Below are 19,739 nucleotides of genomic sequence, written 5' to 3'. Positions count from 1 at the left end.
GCAAGATCAAAAGATCGCAGCCTTCGGCAGCTCCTACATGGGAATGGTGAACATCCTGTAGGAGCTGCCGAAGGCGGCGATCTTTTGCTTTTCGCCCCACATAAAAACTCGATAGAACTTCCAGACTCCCGCCAACCTCATAGCTAACAAGCCCCTCCATTCTGGTAACGACATGGATCTAGTTATCGCCCGCCCCGAAGGTTTGTACTGCCCTGCCGGGGATTTCTACATTGATCCATGGCGCCCGGTCGAACGCTCGGTGATCACCCATGCCCACGGCGATCATGCCCGTGGCGGTAACCAGCACTACCTTGCCAGCAGTGCCAGCGAAGGGATTTTGCGTGCGCGTCTGGGTCAGGACATCAACCTGCAGACGCTTGCCTACGGTCAGCCTCTGACCCACCACGGGGTGACCTTGAGTTTCCATCCCGCCGGCCATGTGCTCGGTTCGGCCCAGGTGCGCCTGGAATACGGCGGCGAAGTCTGGGTCGCGTCCGGCGACTACAAGGTCGAACCCGATGGCACCTGCGCACCGTTCGAACCGGTGCGTTGCCACACCTTCATCACCGAATCGACCTTTGGCCTGCCGATCTATCGCTGGCAGCCGCAAGCCCAAGTGTTCAGCGAGATCAACCAGTGGTGGCAGGCGAACATCGCCGCCGGCAAGGCCAGCGTGTTGTTCTGCTATTCGTTCGGCAAGGCCCAGCGAATTCTGCATGGCATCGACGCCAGCCTCGGGCCGATCCTCAGCCATGGCGCGGTCGAACCGCTAAACCGGGTCTACCGCGAGGCCGGGGTGTACCTGCCGCCGACCCTCTACGCCGGCGATGTGAAAAAGTCCGACCCGATCATGCGTCAGGCGCTGGTTATTGCCCCGCCCTCAGCGGGCGGCAGCAACTGGATGCGCCGTTTCGGTGACTACAGCGACACCTTCGCCAGCGGCTGGATGCGCCTGCGCGGCACTCGCCGGCGGCGTGGCGTGGATCGCGGCTTCGTGCTGTCGGATCACGCCGACTGGCCCGGTCTGCTGTGGGCCATCAACCAGACCGGCGCCGAGCGCGTGATGGTCACCCACGGCTCGATTGGCGTGCTGGTGCGCCATCTGCGCGAACAAGGCCTGGATGCGCAGGGATTCAACACCGAATACGGCGACGACGAAGAGGAAAACATTGGCGTCGAGCCGGCCATCGCCGAGGTGCAAGCATGAAAGCCTTCGCCGAGCTGTATGCCGAACTCGACGCCACCACGTCCAGCAACGCCAAACTGGCGGCGATGCAAACCTACTTCGCCCAGGCCGCACCGCAGGATGCGGCATGGGCGGTGTACTTTCTGTCCGGCGGGCGTCCGCGACAACTGGTGCCAGTGCGCATCCTGCGTGAGCTGGCCGTCGAGATCTCGGGGCTGCAGCCGTGGTTGTTCGAAGAGAGTTACCAGGCGGTCGGCGATCTGGCGGAAACCATTTCGCTGGTGCTGCCGGAAAACCCGCACAGCTCCGACGCAGGCCTTGCCGAATGGATCGAACACACACTGCTGCCGCTGCGCGGTGAAACCCCGGAATACCTCGCCCGCCAGCTCCCCGTGCTATGGGCGCAACTGGATCGGCCAAGCCTGATGCTGTGCATCAAATTGATCACTGGCAGCTTCCGTGTTGGCGTATCGAAACTGCTGGTCACCCGTGCTTTGGCGTCGATGGCCGGCCTCGACAGCAAACGCGTGGCGCAGCGGCTAGTGGGTTACACCGATCTGTCGAACCGGCCGAATGCCGCCAGCTACCTGAAACTGATCGCTCCGGAGTCCGAGAACGAACACGCCCAGCGCGGCGGCCAGCCCTACCCGTTCTTCCTCGCGCATGCTTTGTCGCAACCGGTGGAAGACTTTGAAGCGCTGCTGGGGCCGGCGAGCAACTGGCAGGTGGAATGGAAGTGGGATGGCATCCGCGCGCAGGTGGTCAAGCGTGACGGGCGACTGTGGGTCTGGTCGCGGGGTGAGGAACTGGTCACCGAGCGCTTCCCGGAATTGGACGTTCTGGTGCACGGCTTGCCGGATGGCACGGTGATCGATGGCGAAATCGTGGTCTGGAAAAGCACCCACCCGACCACCGAAGACGCCTTCGATCCACAATCGAGCACACCGCCGGCCGTGCAACCGTTCGCCCTGCTGCAGCAACGTATCGGACGCAAGACCCTCGACAAGAAGATCCTCGAAGAGGTGCCGGTGGTGGTGCTCGCCTACGACTTGCTGGAATGGCAGGGCGATGACTGGCGCAACCGCCCGCAGGTTGAACGGCGTGCGCAACTGGAACTGGTGATCGCCCGCAGTAACACCCCGGTGTTACTGCCCTCGCCGGTACTCACCGGCAGCGACTGGTCAGACCTCGCGCGCCAGCGTGAAGCGTCGCGGCGGCTGGGGGTCGAGGGCATGATGCTCAAGGCCTGCGACGCGCTGTATGGCGTGGGCCGGACCAAGGACATGGGCGTGTGGTGGAAGTGGAAGGTCGACCCGTTCAGCGTCGATGCCGTATTGATCTACGCCCAGCGCGGCCATGGTCGACGCGCCAGCCTGTACAGCGATTACACCTTTGCGGTGTGGGACGGTCCGCCCGAGTCCAGCCAACGGGCGCTGGTGCCCTTCGCCAAGGCCTATTCGGGATTGACCGATGAGGAAATGCGCCAGGTCGACAGCATCGTGCGCAAAACCACCGTGGAAAAATTCGGCCCGGTCAGCAGCGTCAAGCCGAGCCTGGTGTTCGAGCTGGGTTTCGAAGGCATCGCCCTGTCGCGGCGGCACAAGAGCGGGATCGCCGTGCGCTTTCCGCGCATGCTGCGCTGGCGGCAGGACAAGAGCGTGGATGAGGCCGATAGCCTGGCGACGCTGCAGGATCTGCTGGCCTGACCCGGTTTTCCGGGACACTGATCTTTGGCTAACTGAGATTACCTGTGGTGAGGGGGCTTGCCCCCGTTCGGCTGCGCAGCAGTCGTAAACCCTGGATGCCCGATTTTACTGGAATAGCCCGGGGCCGCTTCGCTGCCCAACGGAGGCAAGCCCCCTCGCCACAAAGTTTCACTTTCTACAGAAAACTCGTCGTTGACCTGCATTGGTGCAAGGCATCGACAATGTCCATTTCCATGCACCAATCCCTTCCGCATCCCTCAATCCCAACCTTTTAAAACACTTGTTCGGGACTCTGGTTCGGAAATTGCTACTTTCTATAGGTCGTACGCGTTCCAGTAACAATAATTCTGCGCCACAAGCGCTCATATTGGTTCTTAGGGATTGAATAATGAAAAAAGCATTGCTGACCCTTTCTGCACTGGCGTTGTGCATGGCCGCCGGCTCCGCGCTGGCCAAGGAATACAAAGAGCTGCGTTTTGGCGTTGATCCTTCCTACGCACCGTTCGAGTCGAAAGCGGCCGACGGCAGCCTGGTGGGCTTCGACATCGACCTGGGCAACGCGATCTGCGCCGAGCTGAAGGTCAAGTGCAAGTGGGTTGAAAGCGACTTCGACGGCATGATTCCGGGCCTCAACGCCAACAAATTCGACGGTGTGATCTCGTCGATGACCGTGACCCCGGCCCGTGAAAAGGCGATCGACTTCTCCAGCGAGCTGTTCTCCGGCCCGACTTCCTATGTGTTCAAGAAGGGTTCCGGCCTGAGCGATGACGTCGCGTCCCTCAAAGGCAAGTCCGTCGGTTACGAGCAAGGCACCATTCAGGAAGCCTACGCCAAGGCCGTACTGGAGAAGGCCGGGGTGAAAATCCAGGCTTACGCCAACCAGGATCAGGTGTACGCCGACCTGAAAAACGGCCGTCTCGACGCCTCGATCCAGGACATGCTGCAAGCCGAACTGGGCTTTTTGAAGACGCCGGATGGCGCCGGCTACGAAGTCAGCAAGCCGGTCGACAGCGAATTGCTGCCAGCCAAAACCGCTGTCGGTATTAAGAAAGGTAACAAAGAGCTGAAGGCGCTTTTAGATAAAGGTATCAAAGCGTTACACGATGACGGCAAATACGCCGAGATTCAAAAGAAACACTTTGGCGATCTGAATCTGTACAGCGGCAAATAATGCCCCGGCGCCCATCACTCGATGGGCGCCTTTTCCATCCGCTCAGGTTGCTGATTTATGTTCGAAAACCTCTTACAAAATCTGGGGCTCTCCGCCTTCAGCCTCAAGGGCTTCGGTCCGTTGCTGTTGGAAGGCACCTGGATGACCATCAAATTGTCGGCGTTGTCGCTGCTGGTGGCCGTGTTGCTCGGCCTCTTGGGCGCCAGTGCCAAACTGTCGAAATCCAGACTGCTGCGCCTGCCTGCCCAGCTCTACACCACGTTGATTCGCGGAGTGCCGGACCTGGTGCTGATGCTGTTGATCTTCTACAGCCTGCAAACCTGGCTGACCGCGCTGACCGACGTCATGGAGTGGGATTACATCGAGATCGACTCCTTTACCGCCGGGGTGATCACCCTGGGCTTCATCTACGGAGCGTATTTCACCGAAACCTTCCGTGGGGCGATCCTCGCTGTGCCACGCGGTCAGGTCGAAGCGGCCACCGCCTACGGCCTCAAACGCGGCCAGCGCTTTCGCTTCGTGGTCTTCCCGCAAATGATGCGCTTCGCCCTGCCGGGCATCGGCAATAACTGGATGGTGATGCTCAAAGCCACCGCGCTGGTGTCGATCATCGGCCTGGCCGATCTGGTCAAGGCCGCGCAGGACGCCGGTAAAAGCACCTATCAACTGTTCTACTTCCTGGTACTCGCCGCCTTGATCTATCTGCTGATCACCAGTGCTTCGAACGTCATCCTGCGCTGGCTCGAGCGCCGTTACGCCGCCGGCGCACGGGAGGCTGTACGATGATCGAACTCCTGCAGGAATACTGGAAACCCTTCCTTTATACCGACGGCACCAACATCACCGGGCTGGCCATGACCCTGTGGCTGCTCAGCGCGTCGATCTTCATTGGCTTCCTGGTGTCGATTCCGCTGTCGATCGCCCGGGTTTCCTCGCACTTCTATGTGCGCTGGCCGGTGCAGTTCTACACCTACCTGTTCCGTGGCACGCCGCTGTATATCCAGTTGCTGATTTGCTACACCGGCATCTACAGCCTCGCCGCCGTGCGCGCGCAGCCGCTGCTCGACAGTTTCTTTCGCGATGCGATGAACTGCACGATCCTGGCGTTTGCCCTGAACACCTGCGCCTACACCACGGAGATTTTCGCCGGGGCGATCCGCAGCATGAACCACGGCGAAGTCGAAGCGGCCAAGGCCTACGGTCTGACCGGCTGGAAGCTGTACGCCTACGTGATCATGCCTTCGGCGCTGCGCCGTTCGTTGCCGTATTACAGCAACGAAGTGATCCTGATGCTGCACTCGACCACCGTGGCCTTCACCGCGACCATTCCCGACATTCTGAAAGTGGCGCGGGACGCCAACTCGGCGACCTACCTGACCTTCCAGTCGTTCGGCATCGCCGCGCTGATCTACCTGACCATAACCTTTGCGCTGGTCGGCCTGTTCCGCCTCGCCGAACGCCGATGGCTGGCCTTCCTCGGGCCGACCCACTAGGAAAACCTGTAATGCGACACCAGATTCATGACCTGTTGGCCCCGGTGCCGGGGACCGCACGACAGATCCACAGCTTCCACTTCGGCCCGGAGCAGGCCCAAGGCAAGATCTACATCCAGTCTTCGCTGCATGCCGACGAAATGCCCGGCATGCTGGTGGCCTGGCACCTCAAACAGCGCCTGGCGGAGCTGGAAGCCGCCGGGCGCCTGCGCAGCCAGATCGTGCTGGTGCCGGTGGCCAATCCGGTCGGCCTCGAACAAGTGCTGATGGATGTGCCGCTGGGCCGCTACGAAATGGAGAGCGGGCAGAATTTCAATCGCTGGTTCGTCGACCTCAGCGAAGAAATCGGCAACGACATCGAGGGCAAGCTCGGCGATGACCCGCAACGCAACCTTGAGCTGATCCGCGCCAGCCTGCGCAACGCCCTCGCCCGCCAGATACCCGCCACGCAACTGCAATCCCAGCGCCTGACCCTGCAACGGCTGGCGTGCGATGCCGACATGGTGCTGGACCTGCACTGCGATTTCGAATCGGTGGTTCACCTCTACACCACCCCCGAGGCGTGGCCGCAGGTCGAACCGCTGGCGCGCTACATCGAAGCCCAGGCCAGCCTGCTGGCCACCGACTCCGGCGGCCAGTCGTTCGACGAATGTTTCACCCTGCTCTGGTGGCAACTGAAGGAGCGTTTCGGCGAACACTTCGACATTCCGCTGGGCAGTTTTTCGGTGACCGTGGAATTGCGCGGCCAGGGTGACGTCAATCACCCGATGGCCAGCCGCGACTGCCAGGCGTTGATCGATTACCTGATCCAGTTCGATGCAATTGTCGGCGAAACCAGGCCGCAGCCGTCCTTGCCATTCCCCGCCACGCCACTGGCCGGCGTCGAACCGGTGACCACGCCGGTGGGCGGCTTGCTGGTGTACACCGCCACGGCCGGGCAATACCTGCAAGCCGGGCAACAGATCGCCGAAATCATCGACCCGATCAGTGATCGGGTAACCCCCATTTGCTGCACCGCTGCCGGCGTGATGTACGCCCGCTCGCTGCGACGCATGGCCACTGCCGGCATGGTGATCGCCCACGTGGCGGGCGCCGAAGCCTATCGCAGCGGCTACCTACTTTCGCCTTGAGGATGTCTGTCTCATGTACAAATTGACCGTTGAAGGCCTGCACAAAAGCTATGGCGACCATCAGGTGCTCAAAGGCGTTTCGCTCAAGGCCAAGACTGGCGACGTGATCAGCCTGATCGGCGCCAGCGGCTCGGGCAAAAGCACCTTTTTGCGCTGCATCAATTTTCTCGAACAACCCAACGACGGCGCCATGAGCCTGGACGGCCAGGCGATCCGCATGGTCACCGACCGCCACGGCATGCACGTCGCCGACCCGAATGAACTGCAACGCCTGCGCACGCGGCTGGCGATGGTGTTCCAGCACTTCAACCTGTGGAGCCACATGACCGTGCTGGAAAACATCACCATGGCCCCGCGCCGGGTGCTGGGTTGCAGCAAGCAGGAAGCCGAAGACCGCGCCCGGCGTTACCTGGACAAGGTCGGCCTGCCGGCGCGGGTCGCCGATCAGTACCCGGCGTTTCTCTCTGGCGGCCAGCAACAGCGGGTAGCGATTGCCCGGGCCTTGGCGATGGAGCCGGAAGTGATGCTGTTCGACGAACCGACCTCGGCGCTCGATCCGGAGCTGGTGGGCGAAGTGCTGCGGGTGATTCAGGGGCTGGCCGAGGAAGGCCGGACCATGATCATGGTGACGCACGAAATGAGCTTTGCGCGCAAGGTTTCCAGCCAGGTGTTGTTCCTGCATCAAGGGCTGGTGGAAGAAGAAGGCGCGCCGGAAGACGTGCTGGGCAACCCGAAGAGCGAACGGCTGAAGCAGTTCCTCAGCGGTAACCTCAAGTAACCGCGAATCCCCCTGTAGGAGCTGCCGCAGGCTGCGATCTTTTGATGTTGCCTTTCAAGATCAAAAGATCGCAGCCTGCGGCAGCTCCTACATTGAGATTGCGGTGTTTTTAAACCTTTCGTACGTCGGCGTGGTCACTGGAAGAACACTTCCAGAGCGCGCGCAGCCGGCATGGCGAAAACTCCCGACCTCGCAAAAACCTGGTTCAGCGCCCGCGGCTGGAAGCCGTTCGCCTTTCAAAAGCAGGTGTGGGCCGCCGTCAAAAAAGGTCAGTCGGGGCTGCTTCACGCCAGCACCGGGGCCGGTAAAACCTACGCGGTGTGGTTCGCGGCGCTCAATCGCTTCGCCCGCATCAAGCCTCCCGCCGCAGCCCCCCAAAAACGCAAAGCGCCCGCCGAACCGTTGACCGTGCTGTGGATCACGCCGATGCGCGCCCTCGCCGCGGACACCGCCCGCGCCCTGCAAGCGCCGGTCAGCGATTTGCAGATTCCGTGGAGCATCGGCCTGCGCACCGGCGACACCAGCAGCGCCGAACGCGCCCGTCAGGGCCGACGCCTGCCGACCACGCTGATCACCACCCCGGAAAGCCTGACCCTGCTGCTCGCCCGCGCCGATGCAAAAACCGCGCTGTCGAGCCTGCGCATGATCGTCGTCGATGAATGGCACGAATTGCTCGGCAACAAGCGCGGTGTGCAACTGCAACTGGCGCTGGCCCGCCTGCGCCACTGGCAACCCGATCTGATCGTGTGGGGCGTTTCCGCCACCCTCGGTAATCAGTCCCACGCCGAACAAGTACTGATCCCACAGGGCGGCGGCGTGACGGTGCTGGGCCAAAGCGACAAAGCGCTGAAGGTCGACACCTTGATCCCACCGGCCATCGAGCGCTTTCCCTGGGCCGGGCACATCGGTCTGAAGATGCTGCCGCAAGTGGTCGCCGAACTCGACGCCTGCGCCAGCAGCCTGGTATTCACCAACACCCGGGCACAGTCGGAAATCTGGTATCAGGCATTACTGGACGCACGGCCGGACTGGGCCGGGTTGATTGCGCTGCACCACAGCTCACTGTCCCGCGAGACCCGCGACTGGGTGGAACTGGCGTTGAAGGACGGCCTCCTGAAAGCCGTGGTCTGCACCTCGAGTCTGGACCTGGGCGTGGACTTCCTGCCGGTGGAACGAGTGCTGCAAATCGGTTCGGCCAAGGGCGTGGCGCGACTGATGCAGCGAGCCGGGCGCTCCGGTCACGCGCCAGGGCGCACCTCGCGGGTGACGCTGGTGCCGACCCACAGCCTGGAGCTGATCGAAGCCGCCGCCGCGCGCGATGCCGTGGAGCAACGGCGCCTCGAACCGCGCCTGTCACCTTACAAACCGCTGGATGTGCTGGTGCAGCATCTGGTCAGCATGGCTCTGGGCGGTGGCTTTCTTGCGCAAGAGCTGTACGAAGAAGTTCGTGGCGCCTGGGCTTATCGTGACCTGACGCCGGCAGACTGGGCCTGGGCGCTGGCGTTCGTACGCCACGGCGGACTTTCTCTGACGGCTTATCCGGATTACCGCCGGGTCGAGCCGGACGAACATGGTGTGTGGCGCGTACCCGATGCACGTCTGGCCCGACGGCATCGCATGAGCATCGGCACCATCGTCAGCGATGCGAGCATCAACCTGAAGTTCTGGAGCAAGGGTGGCGGCGGCAAGCAGTTGGGCAGCGTCGAGGAAGGCTTTATTGCGCGACTGAAACCGGGCGACGGCTTTCTGTTTGCCGGGCGTCTGCTGGAGTTGGTGCGGGTGGAAAACATGACCGCCTACGTCAAACGCAGCACTGCGAAAAAAGCCGCCGTACCGCGCTGGAATGGCGGACGGATGCCACTTTCCAACGAACTGGCCGAGGCCGTGGTCAGCCGTTTCAGTGCGGCGGCGCAGGGACAGTTCGCCGGACCGGAAATGCACGCGCTGCAACCGTTACTGCAAACCCAGGCGCGCTGGTCGGGCCTGCCCAGCGCCGACAGCCTGCTGGTGGAGGTGCTGAAGTCCCGCGAAGGCTGGCACCTGTTCCTTTACCCGTTTGCCGGGCGCCAAGTGCATCTCGGGCTCGCCAGCCTGTTGGCGTGGCGCGTGAGCCAGCGCCAGCCGCTGACGTTCTCGATCGCGGTCAACGATTACGGGCTGGAGTTGCTCAGCGCCACGCCGGTCGATTGGTCTGAGCAACTTGATGCAGCGCTGCTCAGCCCTCTGCATCTGCTCGAGGATGTGCTGGCCAGCCTGAATGCCGGCGAACTGGCGCTGCGACGTTTTCGCGAAATCGCCCGGATCGCCGGGCTGGTGTTCGCCGGCTACCCCGGCGCGCCGAAAAGCACTCGCCAGGTGCAGGCCTCCAGCGGGCTGTTTTTCGAAGTGTTCAAGCAATATGACGCCGACAACCTGCTGCTGGCGCAGGCCGGGGAAGAAGTCCTGCGCGAGGAGCTGGATATTCGTCGTCTGGAACAGACTTTGGAGCGGATCAACCGGATGAAACTGGATATGCACCTGATCAAACGCCCGACGCCGCTCGGTTTTCCACTGCTGGTGGAGCGCATGCGTGAAAGCATGAGTTCGGAAAAACTCGCCGATCGCATCAGACGCATGGTCGGCGACCTGGAGAAATCCGCCGACAAGGGTAACGCCTGATGAGCAGCGGTTATCCGGTACGCCTGGCGGGCGAAGCACTCTGGCTGCTGCCGGAAAAAGCCCTGTACTGGCCGGCGCAACAGGCGTTGCTGATCGCCGACGTGCATTTTGGCAAGGCCGCCGCCTATCGTCGTCTCGGTCAGCCGGTGCCACTGGGTACCACGGCGGCGAACATCGAGGTTCTCGACCAGTTGTTGGCGAAACTGCCGTGCCGGCAGCTGATTTTCCTCGGTGACTTCTTGCACGGCCCCGGCTCGCATGCCGTGGGCACCTTGAATGCGCTGGCCGAATGGCGCGCACGTCACGTCGATCTGCCGATGACGCTGATTCGCGGCAACCACGACAAGCGCGCTGGCGATCCTCCGGCATCATTGAACATCAGGGTAGTGCCCGAGCCGCTGCTGATCGGGCCATTTGCCTTGCAACACGAGCCTGATCCACATCCCGAACGCCATGTACTGGCCGGGCATGTACATCCGGTGTACCGACTCCATGGTCGGGGGCGGCAAAGCTTGCGCCTGGCGTGTTTCCGGCTGGGTGAACGTTTGAGTCTGTTGCCGGCATTTGGCGCCTTTACCGGCGGTTATCCGGTGGAGAAGGACGCCCATTGCAGGATTTTTGTCGTCGGCGATAACGAAATATGGCCAGTCAGTTGAAGTCTTTGACAGACCTCGACTGACTGGCCATGCATGGGCTAGCAATCAGGCGACTGGCGCCGGTGGCGGCTCGTCCGGAAGGGTCGGCTCGCCCGGCTCGGTCGGTTGTTCGTTGGGGGTATCGGGATCAGGCTGACCGGGAATTCCGCCGGCCATGCTGATGGACGGCTGTGCCAGCAACGACCAGGCCAAAACGCCAACCTGATTGGGCTCAAGCCTTGCCAGTTCGGCGGTGATATGCGGATCGATCTTCATGGAACCCTCCTCGGCGAAGGCCCGCGTTGCCAGAGGCAAAAACGGGCAGTACACCCCATAGAGTGTCTGCCCGCCAAAGAATTCCCGCGAACTGTCAGATGGACGGATCAGGTACGCGGCAGGGTCACGCCACGCTGGCCCTGATATTTGCCGCCACGGTCCTTGTAGGAGACTTCGCATTGCTCGTCGGATTCGAGGAACAGCATCTGTGCCACGCCTTCGTTGGCGTAGATTTTCGCCGGCAGGTTGGTGGTGTTGGAGAATTCCAGGGTCACGTGGCCTTCCCACTCAGGCTCGAGCGGGGTGACGTTGACGATGATGCCGCAACGCGCGTAGGTGCTTTTACCCAGGCAGATGGTCAGGACATTGCGCGGAATACGGAAGTATTCGACGGTGCTGGCCAGGGCGAAGGAGTTCGGCGGAATGATGCAGACGTCGCTGTGGATGTCGACAAAACTGCCGGCGTCGAAGTTTTTCGGATCGACAATCGCCGAATTGATGTTGGTGAACACCTTGAAGTGGTTGGTGCAACGCACGTCGTAGCCGTAGCTCGACACACCGTAGGAGATCACACGGCTGTCGTCGCTGCCGCGCACCTGGCGCTCGACGAAAGGCTCGATCATGCCGTGTTCCTGCGCCATGCGGCGAATCCACTTGTCCGATTTGATGCTCATGGCGGGTGTCCTGAATAGCGAGGTGGAAAAAATCTGTCCGGCATCTTACCGGGCGCGCCGCCGGGTTCAAAGTGCGCGCTGCAATTCTCGCCGAACAGCCTGGAAATACGAGCTCTGGCGACGAACCGTCACACCGCCGATCCTTAAAACAGCGAAACCTTCGCAAGAAGCATTGGCACGTTCCGGAAAAAGGGTTAAGGTGGCGCCACTGTGCTGCTTGTGTCACTGAGAATCTCTACACGATATGTTGAATTTCGATCCAACCATCTACAAGAATTTTTCCTGCTCTTTGCACTCAGTCTCGGCCAGGGTTCTTCCTGAGTCGCAGTTATCTTTGTTCAAGGAGTTACACCATGTCTAATCGCCAAACCGGTACCGTTAAGTGGTTCAACGATGAAAAAGGCTTCGGCTTCATCACCCCACAATCCGGTGACGACCTGTTCGTTCACTTCAAAGCTATCCAATCCGACGGCTTCAAAAGCCTGAAAGAAGGCCAACAGGTTTCTTTCATCGCTACCCGCGGTCAGAAAGGCATGCAAGCTGAAGAAGTACAAGTTATCTAACTTGTAGCTTCTTTAGAAAAGAGCCCCGCCCTCAAAAGCGGGGCTTTTTTGTGGGCGTGTGTTTTTCCAGGCGCAAAAAAGATCGCAGCCTTCGACAGCGCCTACAGATACATCAATCCTCTGTAGGCGCTGCCGAAGGCTGCGACCTTTTGCCTGTGCCTTACCAAGCCACGCCAAACCCTGCGGTGTAGCGGGTCTTGTTCAAGTCCGCATCCTTGGTACCGCTGATGATGTCGCGCTCGGCCTTGAGGTTGAGCGACGCCCAGTCGGTAACCTTGTAGCGCAGGCCCATCTCGGCATCCAGCGCGTAGTCGGCCACATCGGACAGCGGCTTGCCCAGTTCGCCATTGGTGAAGAACTCGACCTTCTTGCCAATCAGGTAGCGGTTGTAGTCCCACTTCATGGCGACCGAGTAGAAATTGTCCTTGCCGCCATCGCTGTACTCGTAATCGGTACGGTTAAGCAGCGAGCCGAGCGAGAACGCACCCAGTTCGTCGTCCCAGAACTGGTAACCCGGACCGGTACCGACCACACGCTGACGCGACAGCTCTTCAACGTAATCACGTTTGTAGTTCAGACGACCCTGCCAGAACCACTTGTCGGTCAGGAAGCGGTCGAGTGCATATTCGGCGCGCCAGTTATTGGTGGTGACCTGTTCGTCCTGTACTTCGCGGTTGTATTCGCCTTCAGCGGTATGGCGCCAGCGACCATGACGAGCCGAGGTCTTGAAGTCGATGTCGTAGTCGTCGGTATCCTTTTCCGCGCGCTGATAATCCAAGGCCAGGCCGACGTTGCCCTTCCACACCAGATCCTCGACCACCGGTTTGGGCTTGAGAATCTGCTGAATGCTCGCCAGCTCCACGGTTTTCGGCGCCTCGCCATTGGCCAGGGTGACCTTGCCGTCATCGGCGGCGGTCAACGACTTGGCTTTTTCACCGGTGTAGGCGTCCTGTTTGACCAGCAACTCCTGATCGCTCTCCAGGGTCTTGACCTGTTTCCAGTCGATCGTGACCGCACCCGCGTACTGGGTCTGGATCAGCAATTTGCCGCCGTCGAACAGGGAAATTTTACCGCTCAACTTGTCACCGTTCTTCAACCAGACGGTATCGGCAAGCAGGGGCGTGGACGCACTGAAGACAGCAAGGCACAGCAAGGTTCTGGACAACATAAGCGAATCGAAGGCTCAGGATTGCAAAAAAGGTCGGCATTATCCGTAGGAATAAAGCCCTGACAAGGACTGACCGGACGATTTCCATTGAGTTCATTTCTCATCTGCCCGCCGACGGATTACCCTTCAACGCATCGACACGATCGTTGTTCAGGAACCGCACAGGTGAAAGAGCCAATCCAACCCGACGAAAACGAAGCGCAAATCCGACGCACGGCGCTTTATTCGACCCTCGCCCAAGTACCTGAAGGCAAGGTGGTCAGCTATGGTCAGTTGGCCGAACTGGCGGGGTTGGGGCGCGCCGCCCGCTGGGTCGGCAGGACCCTGAGTCAGTTGCCCGGTGACACCAGACTGCCATGGCACCGTGTACTGGGTGCCGGCGGTCGGATCAGCCTGCCGGTGGGCAGCCCTTCGGGGGACGAGCAACGGGCAAGATTGCGCGCTGAAGGCGTCACCGTCCTGAACAATCGTGTGGATATTCAGCGCCATGGCTGGCGTCCGGTAGAGCACAGCGGTTAGAGTGCGCGCTTTGTTTTCGCAATCTTGAGGCAGACTTCAGCCCATGCCCCGTAAAACCTGGCGCGCCGCGCTCGCCGCCTATGCCAGTCCTTCGACGCTCGTGCTGTTGTTGCTCGGTTTCGCTGCCGGCCTGCCGTACATGCTGGTATTTTCGACGCTTTCCGTCTGGCTGCGTGAAGCCGGCGTGGCCCGTGAAACCATCGGCTACGCGAGCCTGATCGGCCTGGCCTATGCCTTCAAATGGGTCTGGTCACCGCTGCTCGACCAATGGCGCCTGCCTTTATTGGGCAAGCTTGGCCGCCGCCGTTCGTGGCTGGTGCTCTCGCAGGCGCTGGTGATCCTGGGCCTGATCGGCATGGGTTTCTGTGATCCACAGAAGCATCTGTCCTGGCTGATTGCCATTGCCGTCGTCGTCGCCTTCGCCTCCGCCACCCAGGACATCGCGGTCGACGCCTATCGCCTGGAGATCGCCGACGACAGCCGTCAGGCCGCGCTGGCCGCCAGTTACATGTCCGGTTATCGCGTCGCCGCGCTGCTGGCCACGGCGGGCGCACTGTTCTTCGCCGAGGGCTTCGGCTCCACCGGTTTCAACTATCAGCATTCGGCCTGGACCGGCACCTACGCCCTGTTCGGCGTACTGATGGTCCCTGCCCTGCTGACCTCGTTGCTGATGCGCGAACCGCCAGTGCCGCTGCGCACGCAGTTGCAGGCCGGCCGCTACAGTTTTGTGCATCAACTGGCCTCGGTATTCGTGCTGATCGTGCTGCTGGTGTCCGTTCCGGCAATGTTCACCCAGCTCTACAACACCGATTTCGCCAGCGTGCTGTTCGGCACCATGAGTCCGCTCGACCTGCTGCTCGAAGACCGCGCGTTCCTGCGCGCCATCCTCTATACCCTGCTCACCGGGCTGTGCCTGTCGACCATGGGCCGTCGCGGCCTGGCGCCGGTGCTGACCCCGGTCAACGACTTCATCCTGCGCTACCGCTGGCAGGCGCTGCTGCTGCTCGGGCTGATCGCCACCTACCGGATGTCCGACACGGTGATGGGCGTGATGGCCAACGTGTTCTACATCGACCAGGGTTTCACCAAGGATCAGATTGCCAGCGTCAGCAAGATCTTCGGCCTGATCATGACCCTCGTCGGCGCCGGCATGGGTGGCCTGCTGATCGTGCGCTTCGGCATCCTGCCGATCCTGTTCATCGGCGGCGTGGCGTCGGCCGCCACCAACCTGCTGTTTGTGATGCTGGCCGACATGGGCCCGAACCTGCAGATGCTGGTGGTGACCATTTCCCTCGACAACTTCAGTTCCGGGCTCGCGACCTCGGCGTTCGTCGCCTACCTGTCGAGCCTGACCAACCTGAAGTTCTCGGCCACCCAGTACGCCCTGCTCAGCTCGATCATGCTGTTGCTGCCGCGCCTGATGGGCGGTTACTCCGGGGTGATGGTCGAGAAGTTCGGTTACCACAACTTCTTCATGATCACGGCGCTGCTCGGCGTACCGACCCTGCTGCTGATTGCCCTGCACTGGTTCCAGGAAAATCGCCGCGAAGGCCCGACACCCACGCCCGAGCCTTTACCGACCTCTGTCGCGGAAGAGTCGTAGGACATTTCATATACGGCGGGAGGATTCCCGCCGTTGAGCCTCACCGCCGAGCGCAATCCTGTACGTCGGCAACTCTCGCCGGTACACTGCTCCGTCATTTCCAGTCATAGCAACCGACAACGGCCAACCATGCGCACCAGTCAATTTTTGCTCGCCACACAGAAAGAAACGCCTTCCGATGCGGTCGTGATCAGCCACCAGCTGATGCTGCGCGCCGGCATGATCCGCAAACTCGCTTCGGGCCTGTACACCTGGCTGCCGATGGGCTTGCGGGTAATGCGCAAGGTAGAAGCCATCGTTCGCGAAGAAATGAACGCCGCCGGCTCGCTTGAAGTGTTGATGCCGAGCACCCAACCGGCCGAGCTGTGGCAGGAATCGGGGCGCTGGGAAGAATACGGCCCTGAGCTGCTGCGCATCAAAGACCGCCACGGTCGCGACTTCTGCGCGGGCCCGACCCACGAAGAAGTGATCACCGATCTGATGCGCAACGAGTTGAGCAGCTACAAACAGCTGCCCATCAACCTGTACCAGATCCAGACCAAATTCCGTGACGAAATCCGCCCACGCTTCGGTTTGATGCGTGGCCGCGAATTCATCATGAAGGACTCGTACTCCTTCCACGCCGATCAGGCGTCGCTGCAGATCACCTATGACCGCATGCATGAAGCCTACTGCAACATCTTCACGCGTCTGGGCCTGAAATTCCGTCCGGTTGAAGCCGACAACGGCTCGATCGGTGGTGCCGGCTCCCACGAGTTCCACGTACTGGCCGAGTCCGGCGAAGACGATATCGTCTTCAGCAACGGTTCCGACTACGCGGCGAACATCGAGAAAGCCGAAGCCGTGCCACGCGAAACCTCGCGTCCTGCACCGACCGAAGAGCTGCGCCTGGTCGATACGCCAGACACCAAGACCATTGCCGCGCTGGTGGAAAAATTCAATCTGCCGATTGAAAAGACCATCAAGACCTTGATCGTCCACGCCGAGGAAGAAGGCAAGCTGATCGCGCTGGTGATTCGTGGCGACCACGAACTCAACGAAATCAAGGCAGCCCAGCAGCCGGGCGTTGCCAGCCCGCTGGTCATGGCTTCCGATGCCGAACTGCGTGACGCCATCGGCGCCGGCGCCGGTTCCCTCGGCCCACTGAACCTGCCACTGCCGATCATCATCGACCGCTCGGTCGAGCTGATGAGCGACTTCGGCATCGGTGCGAACATCGACGACAAGCACTACTTCGGCGTGAACTGGGAGCGTGATCTGCCGGTTCCGACCGTTGCCGACCTGCGTAACGTGGTCGCCGGTGACCCAAGCCCGGACGGCAAGGGCACCCTGGAAATCAAGCGCGGCATCGAAGTCGGGCACATCTTCCAGCTGGGCAACAAGTACAGCAAGGCGATGAAGTGCGAAGTGCTGGGCGAGAACGGCAAGCCGGTCACCCTGGAAATGGGTTGCTACGGCATCGGCGTTTCCCGCGTGGTGGCAGCTGCCATCGAGCAGAACAACGACGAAAACGGCATCATCTGGAGCGACACCCTGGCGCCGTTCCAGATCGCCCTGGTACCGCTGCGCTATGAAACCGAGCAGGTACGCGAAGCCACCGACAAGCTGTACGCAGAACTGACTGCGGCCGGCTTCGAAGTGCTGCTGGACGATCGCGACAAGAAAACCAGCCCGGGCATCAAGTTCGCGGACATGGAGCTGATCGGCATTCCACACCGGATCGTGGTCAGCGACCGCGGTCTTGCCGATGGCAACCTGGAATACAAGAGCCGTACCGAGTCCGAAGCGCAAGCGCTGCCGGTCACCGATGTGGTGTCCTTCCTTCAGGCCCGTATCCGCCGCTGAATCCAGATAGAGACCTCATGTTCAAGCGAAACACCTTGGGCCTCGGTGGCGCCGCCTTGTGCGGCGCCCTGCTGGTCAGCGGCTGTGCCAATCAAATGTCACAGCGCAGCGAGCACGAAGAGCGGGTCGAGCGCAAATTGCTCGATCACAGCCTACAGATCGATGTCGGTGAGCCCAAGATGCTTGAGCTGCCGCAGCGACGCGTGAAAATCAACGAACAGAAGACCTTCGAAGTCACCGAGTTCGAGGTTACCCGTCGTTACGATCGCTACACCCCTTACCAACCCTGGCGCGAAATCTACGAGATTCCGCTGGGCGCGGTGGCCGTGGTGGCCGGCGTCGGCGCGAATGTGGTCAACGTGTTCGCCTTGGGCAACCTGCCGGACAGCGTGACCAAGGACTGGCTGAGCTACGGCATTGCCGGGATCAACCCGTTCATGAACGTGCCGTCCCATGGTCGCGCGCAACAGAACCTGGCCGGTATCGATGAGGTCCAGCGCGACAAGCGCATGGAGTATTCGAGCCTGCCGTGGAGCGAGCGTCCGGTGCAGGTCAAGGCTGGCAAGCAGACGTTCGACATGACCACTGATCGCAACGGCGTCCTGCGCTTGAACCTGCTGGACAGCCCGTTCGCCGAAAATGACCTCAATCATATCGGCAAGCTGCAGATCAGCGTCGAGGACGGCAAGGATGACGTGCACAGCGATTCGTCCCTGGCCATCAGCAGCCACCTGCGCAGCAAGTTGCTGGAAGCGCACGGGCTGATTTACGACGACCTGGAAGACGACGAAGTGAGCCAGTGGGTACACCGGGTCAAACGTCTGTCGGAACTGGGTCTGGAAGAAGAGGCCAGCGAGCTGGAACAAAGCCTGATCGAACTGACGCGCAACGATCCTGAGTTGCAGGCTGAGTTTCTCAAGTCGCTGACCAAGGATGCCGGGCGCCTGGTAGCAGATCCGGGACCGAATTAAGGCCCGATAAAAGATCGCAGCCTTCGTCAGCGCCTACAGAGGATCGCGCTTCCCTGTAGGCGCTGCCGAAGGCTGCGATCTTTTGTTTTTAAGATTCACCGTTCGAACAACTCCATCTGCTCAAACCCACCGCGCAAATCCTCCAGCCTCACCCCTACCCCCAACAAGCGCACCGGTTTGCCTCCCCGATTGAACGCCTGCGTCAGCATCAACTGATAACTGCCCAGATCCCGCCCTGCCCCGGCCTGCTCCAGTGTGGTCTGGGTGAAGTCGTGGAATTTCACTTTGACGAATGGCTTGCCCGGTCGATAACTGCTGTCGATCCGCTCCATGCGGGTTTTCAGGGTTTCCAGCAGCTCCGGCAGCTTGTCCAGGCAACTGCGCAGGTCCGGCAGATCGACGTCGTAGGTATTTTCGACACTGATCGACTGACGGCGGCTGTCGTTGTGCACCAGCCGGTCATCAATCCCACGGGCCAGACTCCACAACCGCTCACCGAAACTGCCGAATTCGCGCACCAGCGCCAACTTGTCCCACTCGCGCAAGTGCAGGCAGTCGACGATGCCGAGCTTACCCAGCTTGTCGGCGGTGACTTTGCCGACACCGTGCAGCTTACTCACCGGCAAACCGCTGACAAAATCCTCAACCTGATCCGGGGTGATGACGAACAGCCCGTTGGGCTTCTTCCAGTCGCTGGCGATCTTCGCCAGAAACTTGTTCGGAGCGACGCCGGCAGAAACGGTGATGTGCAACTGATTGGACACTCGCCGCCGAATGTCCTGCGCGATGCGCGTGGCGCTGCCGCCGAAATGCGCGCTGTCGGAGACGTCGAGATAGGCTTCGTCCAGCGACAGCGGTTCGATCAGCTCGGTGTAATCGCGAAAGATCGTGTGGATTTCCTTCGAGGCTTCGCGATAGGCGTCCATGCGCGGTTTGACGATGGTCAGGTCCGGGCACAGCTTCAAGGCGTGCCCGGACGACATCGCCGACCGCACACCATACGCCCGCGCTTCATAGTTGCAGGTGGCAATCACCCCGCGCCGATCCGCCGACCCACCCACCGCCAATGGCTTACCGGCCAGGTTCGGGTCGTCGCGCATCTCGATGGCGGCGTAGAAACAGTCACAGTCGACGTGGATGATTTTTCGCTGGGTCATGACAGAAAAGGAAACATGGCGAGCCGGATCCGCAGTATCTCACTGACACCTGTATATAGCACCAGTAGTCTGAATGTTCTTTCTAGACCGTAGGAAAAGACCGGTGAATTTATTTTCTCAATCGAAAAACGCTATCCGATAGAGCTGAAAGCCTTGCCCCACCTGCCCTGCGCGCCCTTCGCCCAAAGTAGAAATAGCGCTAACCG

The 19,739-nt window shown here is 60.9% G+C and carries 18 protein-coding genes; 14 read left to right on the top strand and 4 right to left on the bottom strand.

Translation table 11 applies throughout. The features are described from left to right. Positions 1-172: 172 nt before the first annotated feature. The 9 genes from NN484_RS02640 (at position 173) to pdeM (ending at position 10,778) form a co-directional block, all read left to right on the top strand. The gene (locus NN484_RS02640) at positions 173-1,207 is read left to right on the top strand and encodes a ligase-associated DNA damage response exonuclease (protein ID WP_274658535.1); all 1,035 of its coding nucleotides are present in this window, start codon (positions 173-175) and stop codon (positions 1,205-1,207) included. Beyond that, positions 1,204-2,892 carry an ATP-dependent DNA ligase gene (locus NN484_RS02635; RefSeq protein WP_274658534.1) on the top strand — a complete coding sequence of 563 codons (1,689 nt, stop codon included), beginning with the start codon at positions 1,204-1,206 and terminating at the stop codon, positions 2,890-2,892. Before NN484_RS02640 ends, NN484_RS02635 begins: the two co-directional genes overlap by 4 nt. A 388-nt stretch (positions 2,893-3,280) precedes the next feature. Further along, a complete protein-coding gene (locus NN484_RS02630) occupies positions 3,281-4,063 on the top strand; it encodes a transporter substrate-binding domain-containing protein (protein ID WP_127649628.1) in 783 nt (260 codons plus the stop codon). A gap of 57 nt (positions 4,064-4,120) precedes the next feature. Continuing rightward, positions 4,121-4,849, top strand: coding sequence for an ABC transporter permease (locus tag NN484_RS02625; protein WP_127649627.1), 729 nt, complete (start codon positions 4,121-4,123; stop codon positions 4,847-4,849). Then, entirely contained in the window at positions 4,846-5,556 is a 711-nt protein-coding gene (locus NN484_RS02620; RefSeq protein WP_097086541.1) for an ABC transporter permease, read from the top strand. The genes NN484_RS02625 and NN484_RS02620 overlap by 4 nt, the downstream gene beginning before the upstream one ends. Positions 5,557-5,567: 11 nt before the next feature. After that, positions 5,568-6,686: a succinylglutamate desuccinylase/aspartoacylase family protein gene (locus tag NN484_RS02615; protein ID WP_274658533.1), complete on the top strand. Its 1,119-nt coding sequence runs from the start codon at positions 5,568-5,570 to the stop codon at positions 6,684-6,686. A 13-nt stretch (positions 6,687-6,699) separates the two neighbouring features. Further along, complete coding sequence (locus tag NN484_RS02610; RefSeq protein ID WP_003222314.1) at positions 6,700-7,464, top strand: ABC transporter ATP-binding protein; 765 nt, start codon at positions 6,700-6,702, stop codon at positions 7,462-7,464. A 171-nt stretch (positions 7,465-7,635) separates the two neighbouring features. Next, positions 7,636-10,122 (top strand): ligase-associated DNA damage response DEXH box helicase, encoded by a 2,487-nt coding sequence (locus NN484_RS02605; protein WP_274658532.1) that lies wholly within the window; start codon positions 7,636-7,638, stop codon positions 10,120-10,122. Continuing rightward, on the top strand, positions 10,122-10,778 hold the full coding sequence (gene pdeM, locus NN484_RS02600) for a ligase-associated DNA damage response endonuclease PdeM (protein ID WP_215501473.1): 657 nt from the start codon (positions 10,122-10,124) through the stop codon (positions 10,776-10,778). Before NN484_RS02605 ends, pdeM begins: the two co-directional genes overlap by 1 nt. A 45-nt stretch (positions 10,779-10,823) precedes the next feature. Here the strand turns inward: pdeM and NN484_RS02595 are convergent, their stop codons facing one another. Together NN484_RS02595 and dcd are read right to left on the bottom strand one after the other, a co-directional pair. Then, entirely contained in the window at positions 10,824-11,033 is a 210-nt protein-coding gene (locus tag NN484_RS02595) for a hypothetical protein (RefSeq protein WP_127649623.1), read from the bottom strand. A 107-nt stretch (positions 11,034-11,140) separates the two neighbouring features. After that, positions 11,141-11,707, bottom strand: coding sequence for a dCTP deaminase (dcd, locus tag NN484_RS02590; RefSeq protein WP_003222308.1), 567 nt, complete (start codon positions 11,705-11,707; stop codon positions 11,141-11,143). Positions 11,708-12,060: 353 nt separating this feature from the next. On the opposite strand from dcd, the gene NN484_RS02585 reads away from it, so the two are divergent. Then, a complete protein-coding gene (locus NN484_RS02585; RefSeq protein WP_002554837.1) occupies positions 12,061-12,270 on the top strand; it encodes a cold-shock protein in 210 nt (69 codons plus the stop codon). A 160-nt stretch (positions 12,271-12,430) separates the two neighbouring features. Here NN484_RS02585 and NN484_RS02580 read toward each other — a convergent pair whose 3' ends face one another. Then, positions 12,431-13,438, bottom strand: coding sequence for a DUF481 domain-containing protein (locus tag NN484_RS02580; RefSeq protein WP_127649622.1), 1,008 nt, complete (start codon positions 13,436-13,438; stop codon positions 12,431-12,433). Positions 13,439-13,603: 165 nt separating this feature from the next. Between NN484_RS02580 and NN484_RS02575 the strand changes: the two genes are divergently transcribed. The 4 genes from NN484_RS02575 (at position 13,604) to NN484_RS02560 (ending at position 18,376) form a co-directional block, all read left to right on the top strand. After that, complete coding sequence (locus NN484_RS02575) at positions 13,604-13,957, top strand: MGMT family protein (protein WP_274658531.1); 354 nt, start codon at positions 13,604-13,606, stop codon at positions 13,955-13,957. A 43-nt stretch (positions 13,958-14,000) separates the two neighbouring features. Continuing rightward, a complete protein-coding gene (locus NN484_RS02570; protein ID WP_127649620.1) occupies positions 14,001-15,560 on the top strand; it encodes an AmpG family muropeptide MFS transporter in 1,560 nt (519 codons plus the stop codon). Positions 15,561-15,689: 129 nt separating this feature from the next. Beyond that, positions 15,690-17,405: a proline--tRNA ligase gene (locus NN484_RS02565; protein WP_215501470.1), complete on the top strand. Its 1,716-nt coding sequence runs from the start codon at positions 15,690-15,692 to the stop codon at positions 17,403-17,405. Between the two features lie 17 nt (positions 17,406-17,422). Beyond that, positions 17,423-18,376, top strand: a complete 954-nt coding sequence (locus NN484_RS02560) for a hypothetical protein (RefSeq protein WP_215501469.1) — start codon at positions 17,423-17,425, stop codon at positions 18,374-18,376. 95 nt (positions 18,377-18,471) lie between these two features. On the opposite strand, the gene dinB is transcribed toward NN484_RS02560, so the two are convergent. Further along, positions 18,472-19,533 (bottom strand): DNA polymerase IV, encoded by a 1,062-nt coding sequence (gene dinB, locus NN484_RS02555; protein WP_274658530.1) that lies wholly within the window; start codon positions 19,531-19,533, stop codon positions 18,472-18,474. Positions 19,534-19,739: the final 206 nt, after the last annotated feature.

Source organism: Pseudomonas serboccidentalis, from assembly GCF_028830055.1.
Lineage (GTDB): Bacteria > Pseudomonadota > Gammaproteobacteria > Pseudomonadales > Pseudomonadaceae > Aquipseudomonas > Aquipseudomonas serboccidentalis.
The sequence above is the reverse complement of the archived record's forward strand: the minus strand, read 5'-3'. Positions and strand labels throughout refer to the sequence as shown.

Bases quoted from the DNA above. Each gene is read 5' to 3' on its own strand.
- NN484_RS02570 (WP_127649620.1), top strand. From the start codon at position 14,001: ATGCCCCGTAAAACCTGGCGCGCCGCGCTCGCCGCCTATGCCAGTCCT.
- NN484_RS02595 (WP_127649623.1), bottom strand. From the start codon at position 11,033: ATGAAGATCGATCCGCATATCACCGCCGAACTGGCAAGGCTTGAGCCC.
- dcd (WP_003222308.1), bottom strand. From the start codon at position 11,707: ATGAGCATCAAATCGGACAAGTGGATTCGCCGCATGGCGCAGGAACAC.
- NN484_RS02605 (WP_274658532.1), top strand. From the start codon at position 7,636: ATGGCGAAAACTCCCGACCTCGCAAAAACCTGGTTCAGCGCCCGCGGC.
- dinB (WP_274658530.1), bottom strand. From the start codon at position 19,533: ATGACCCAGCGAAAAATCATCCACGTCGACTGTGACTGTTTCTACGCC.
- NN484_RS02630 (WP_127649628.1), top strand. From the start codon at position 3,281: ATGAAAAAAGCATTGCTGACCCTTTCTGCACTGGCGTTGTGCATGGCC.
- NN484_RS02635 (WP_274658534.1), top strand. From the start codon at position 1,204: ATGAAAGCCTTCGCCGAGCTGTATGCCGAACTCGACGCCACCACGTCC.
- NN484_RS02610 (WP_003222314.1), top strand. From the start codon at position 6,700: ATGTACAAATTGACCGTTGAAGGCCTGCACAAAAGCTATGGCGACCAT.
- pdeM (WP_215501473.1), top strand. From the start codon at position 10,122: ATGAGCAGCGGTTATCCGGTACGCCTGGCGGGCGAAGCACTCTGGCTG.
- NN484_RS02580 (WP_127649622.1), bottom strand. From the start codon at position 13,438: ATGTTGTCCAGAACCTTGCTGTGCCTTGCTGTCTTCAGTGCGTCCACG.
- NN484_RS02620 (WP_097086541.1), top strand. From the start codon at position 4,846: ATGATCGAACTCCTGCAGGAATACTGGAAACCCTTCCTTTATACCGAC.
- NN484_RS02585 (WP_002554837.1), top strand. From the start codon at position 12,061: ATGTCTAATCGCCAAACCGGTACCGTTAAGTGGTTCAACGATGAAAAA.
- NN484_RS02615 (WP_274658533.1), top strand. From the start codon at position 5,568: ATGCGACACCAGATTCATGACCTGTTGGCCCCGGTGCCGGGGACCGCA.
- NN484_RS02640 (WP_274658535.1), top strand. From the start codon at position 173: ATGGATCTAGTTATCGCCCGCCCCGAAGGTTTGTACTGCCCTGCCGGG.
- NN484_RS02565 (WP_215501470.1), top strand. From the start codon at position 15,690: ATGCGCACCAGTCAATTTTTGCTCGCCACACAGAAAGAAACGCCTTCC.
- NN484_RS02625 (WP_127649627.1), top strand. From the start codon at position 4,121: ATGTTCGAAAACCTCTTACAAAATCTGGGGCTCTCCGCCTTCAGCCTC.
- NN484_RS02560 (WP_215501469.1), top strand. From the start codon at position 17,423: ATGTTCAAGCGAAACACCTTGGGCCTCGGTGGCGCCGCCTTGTGCGGC.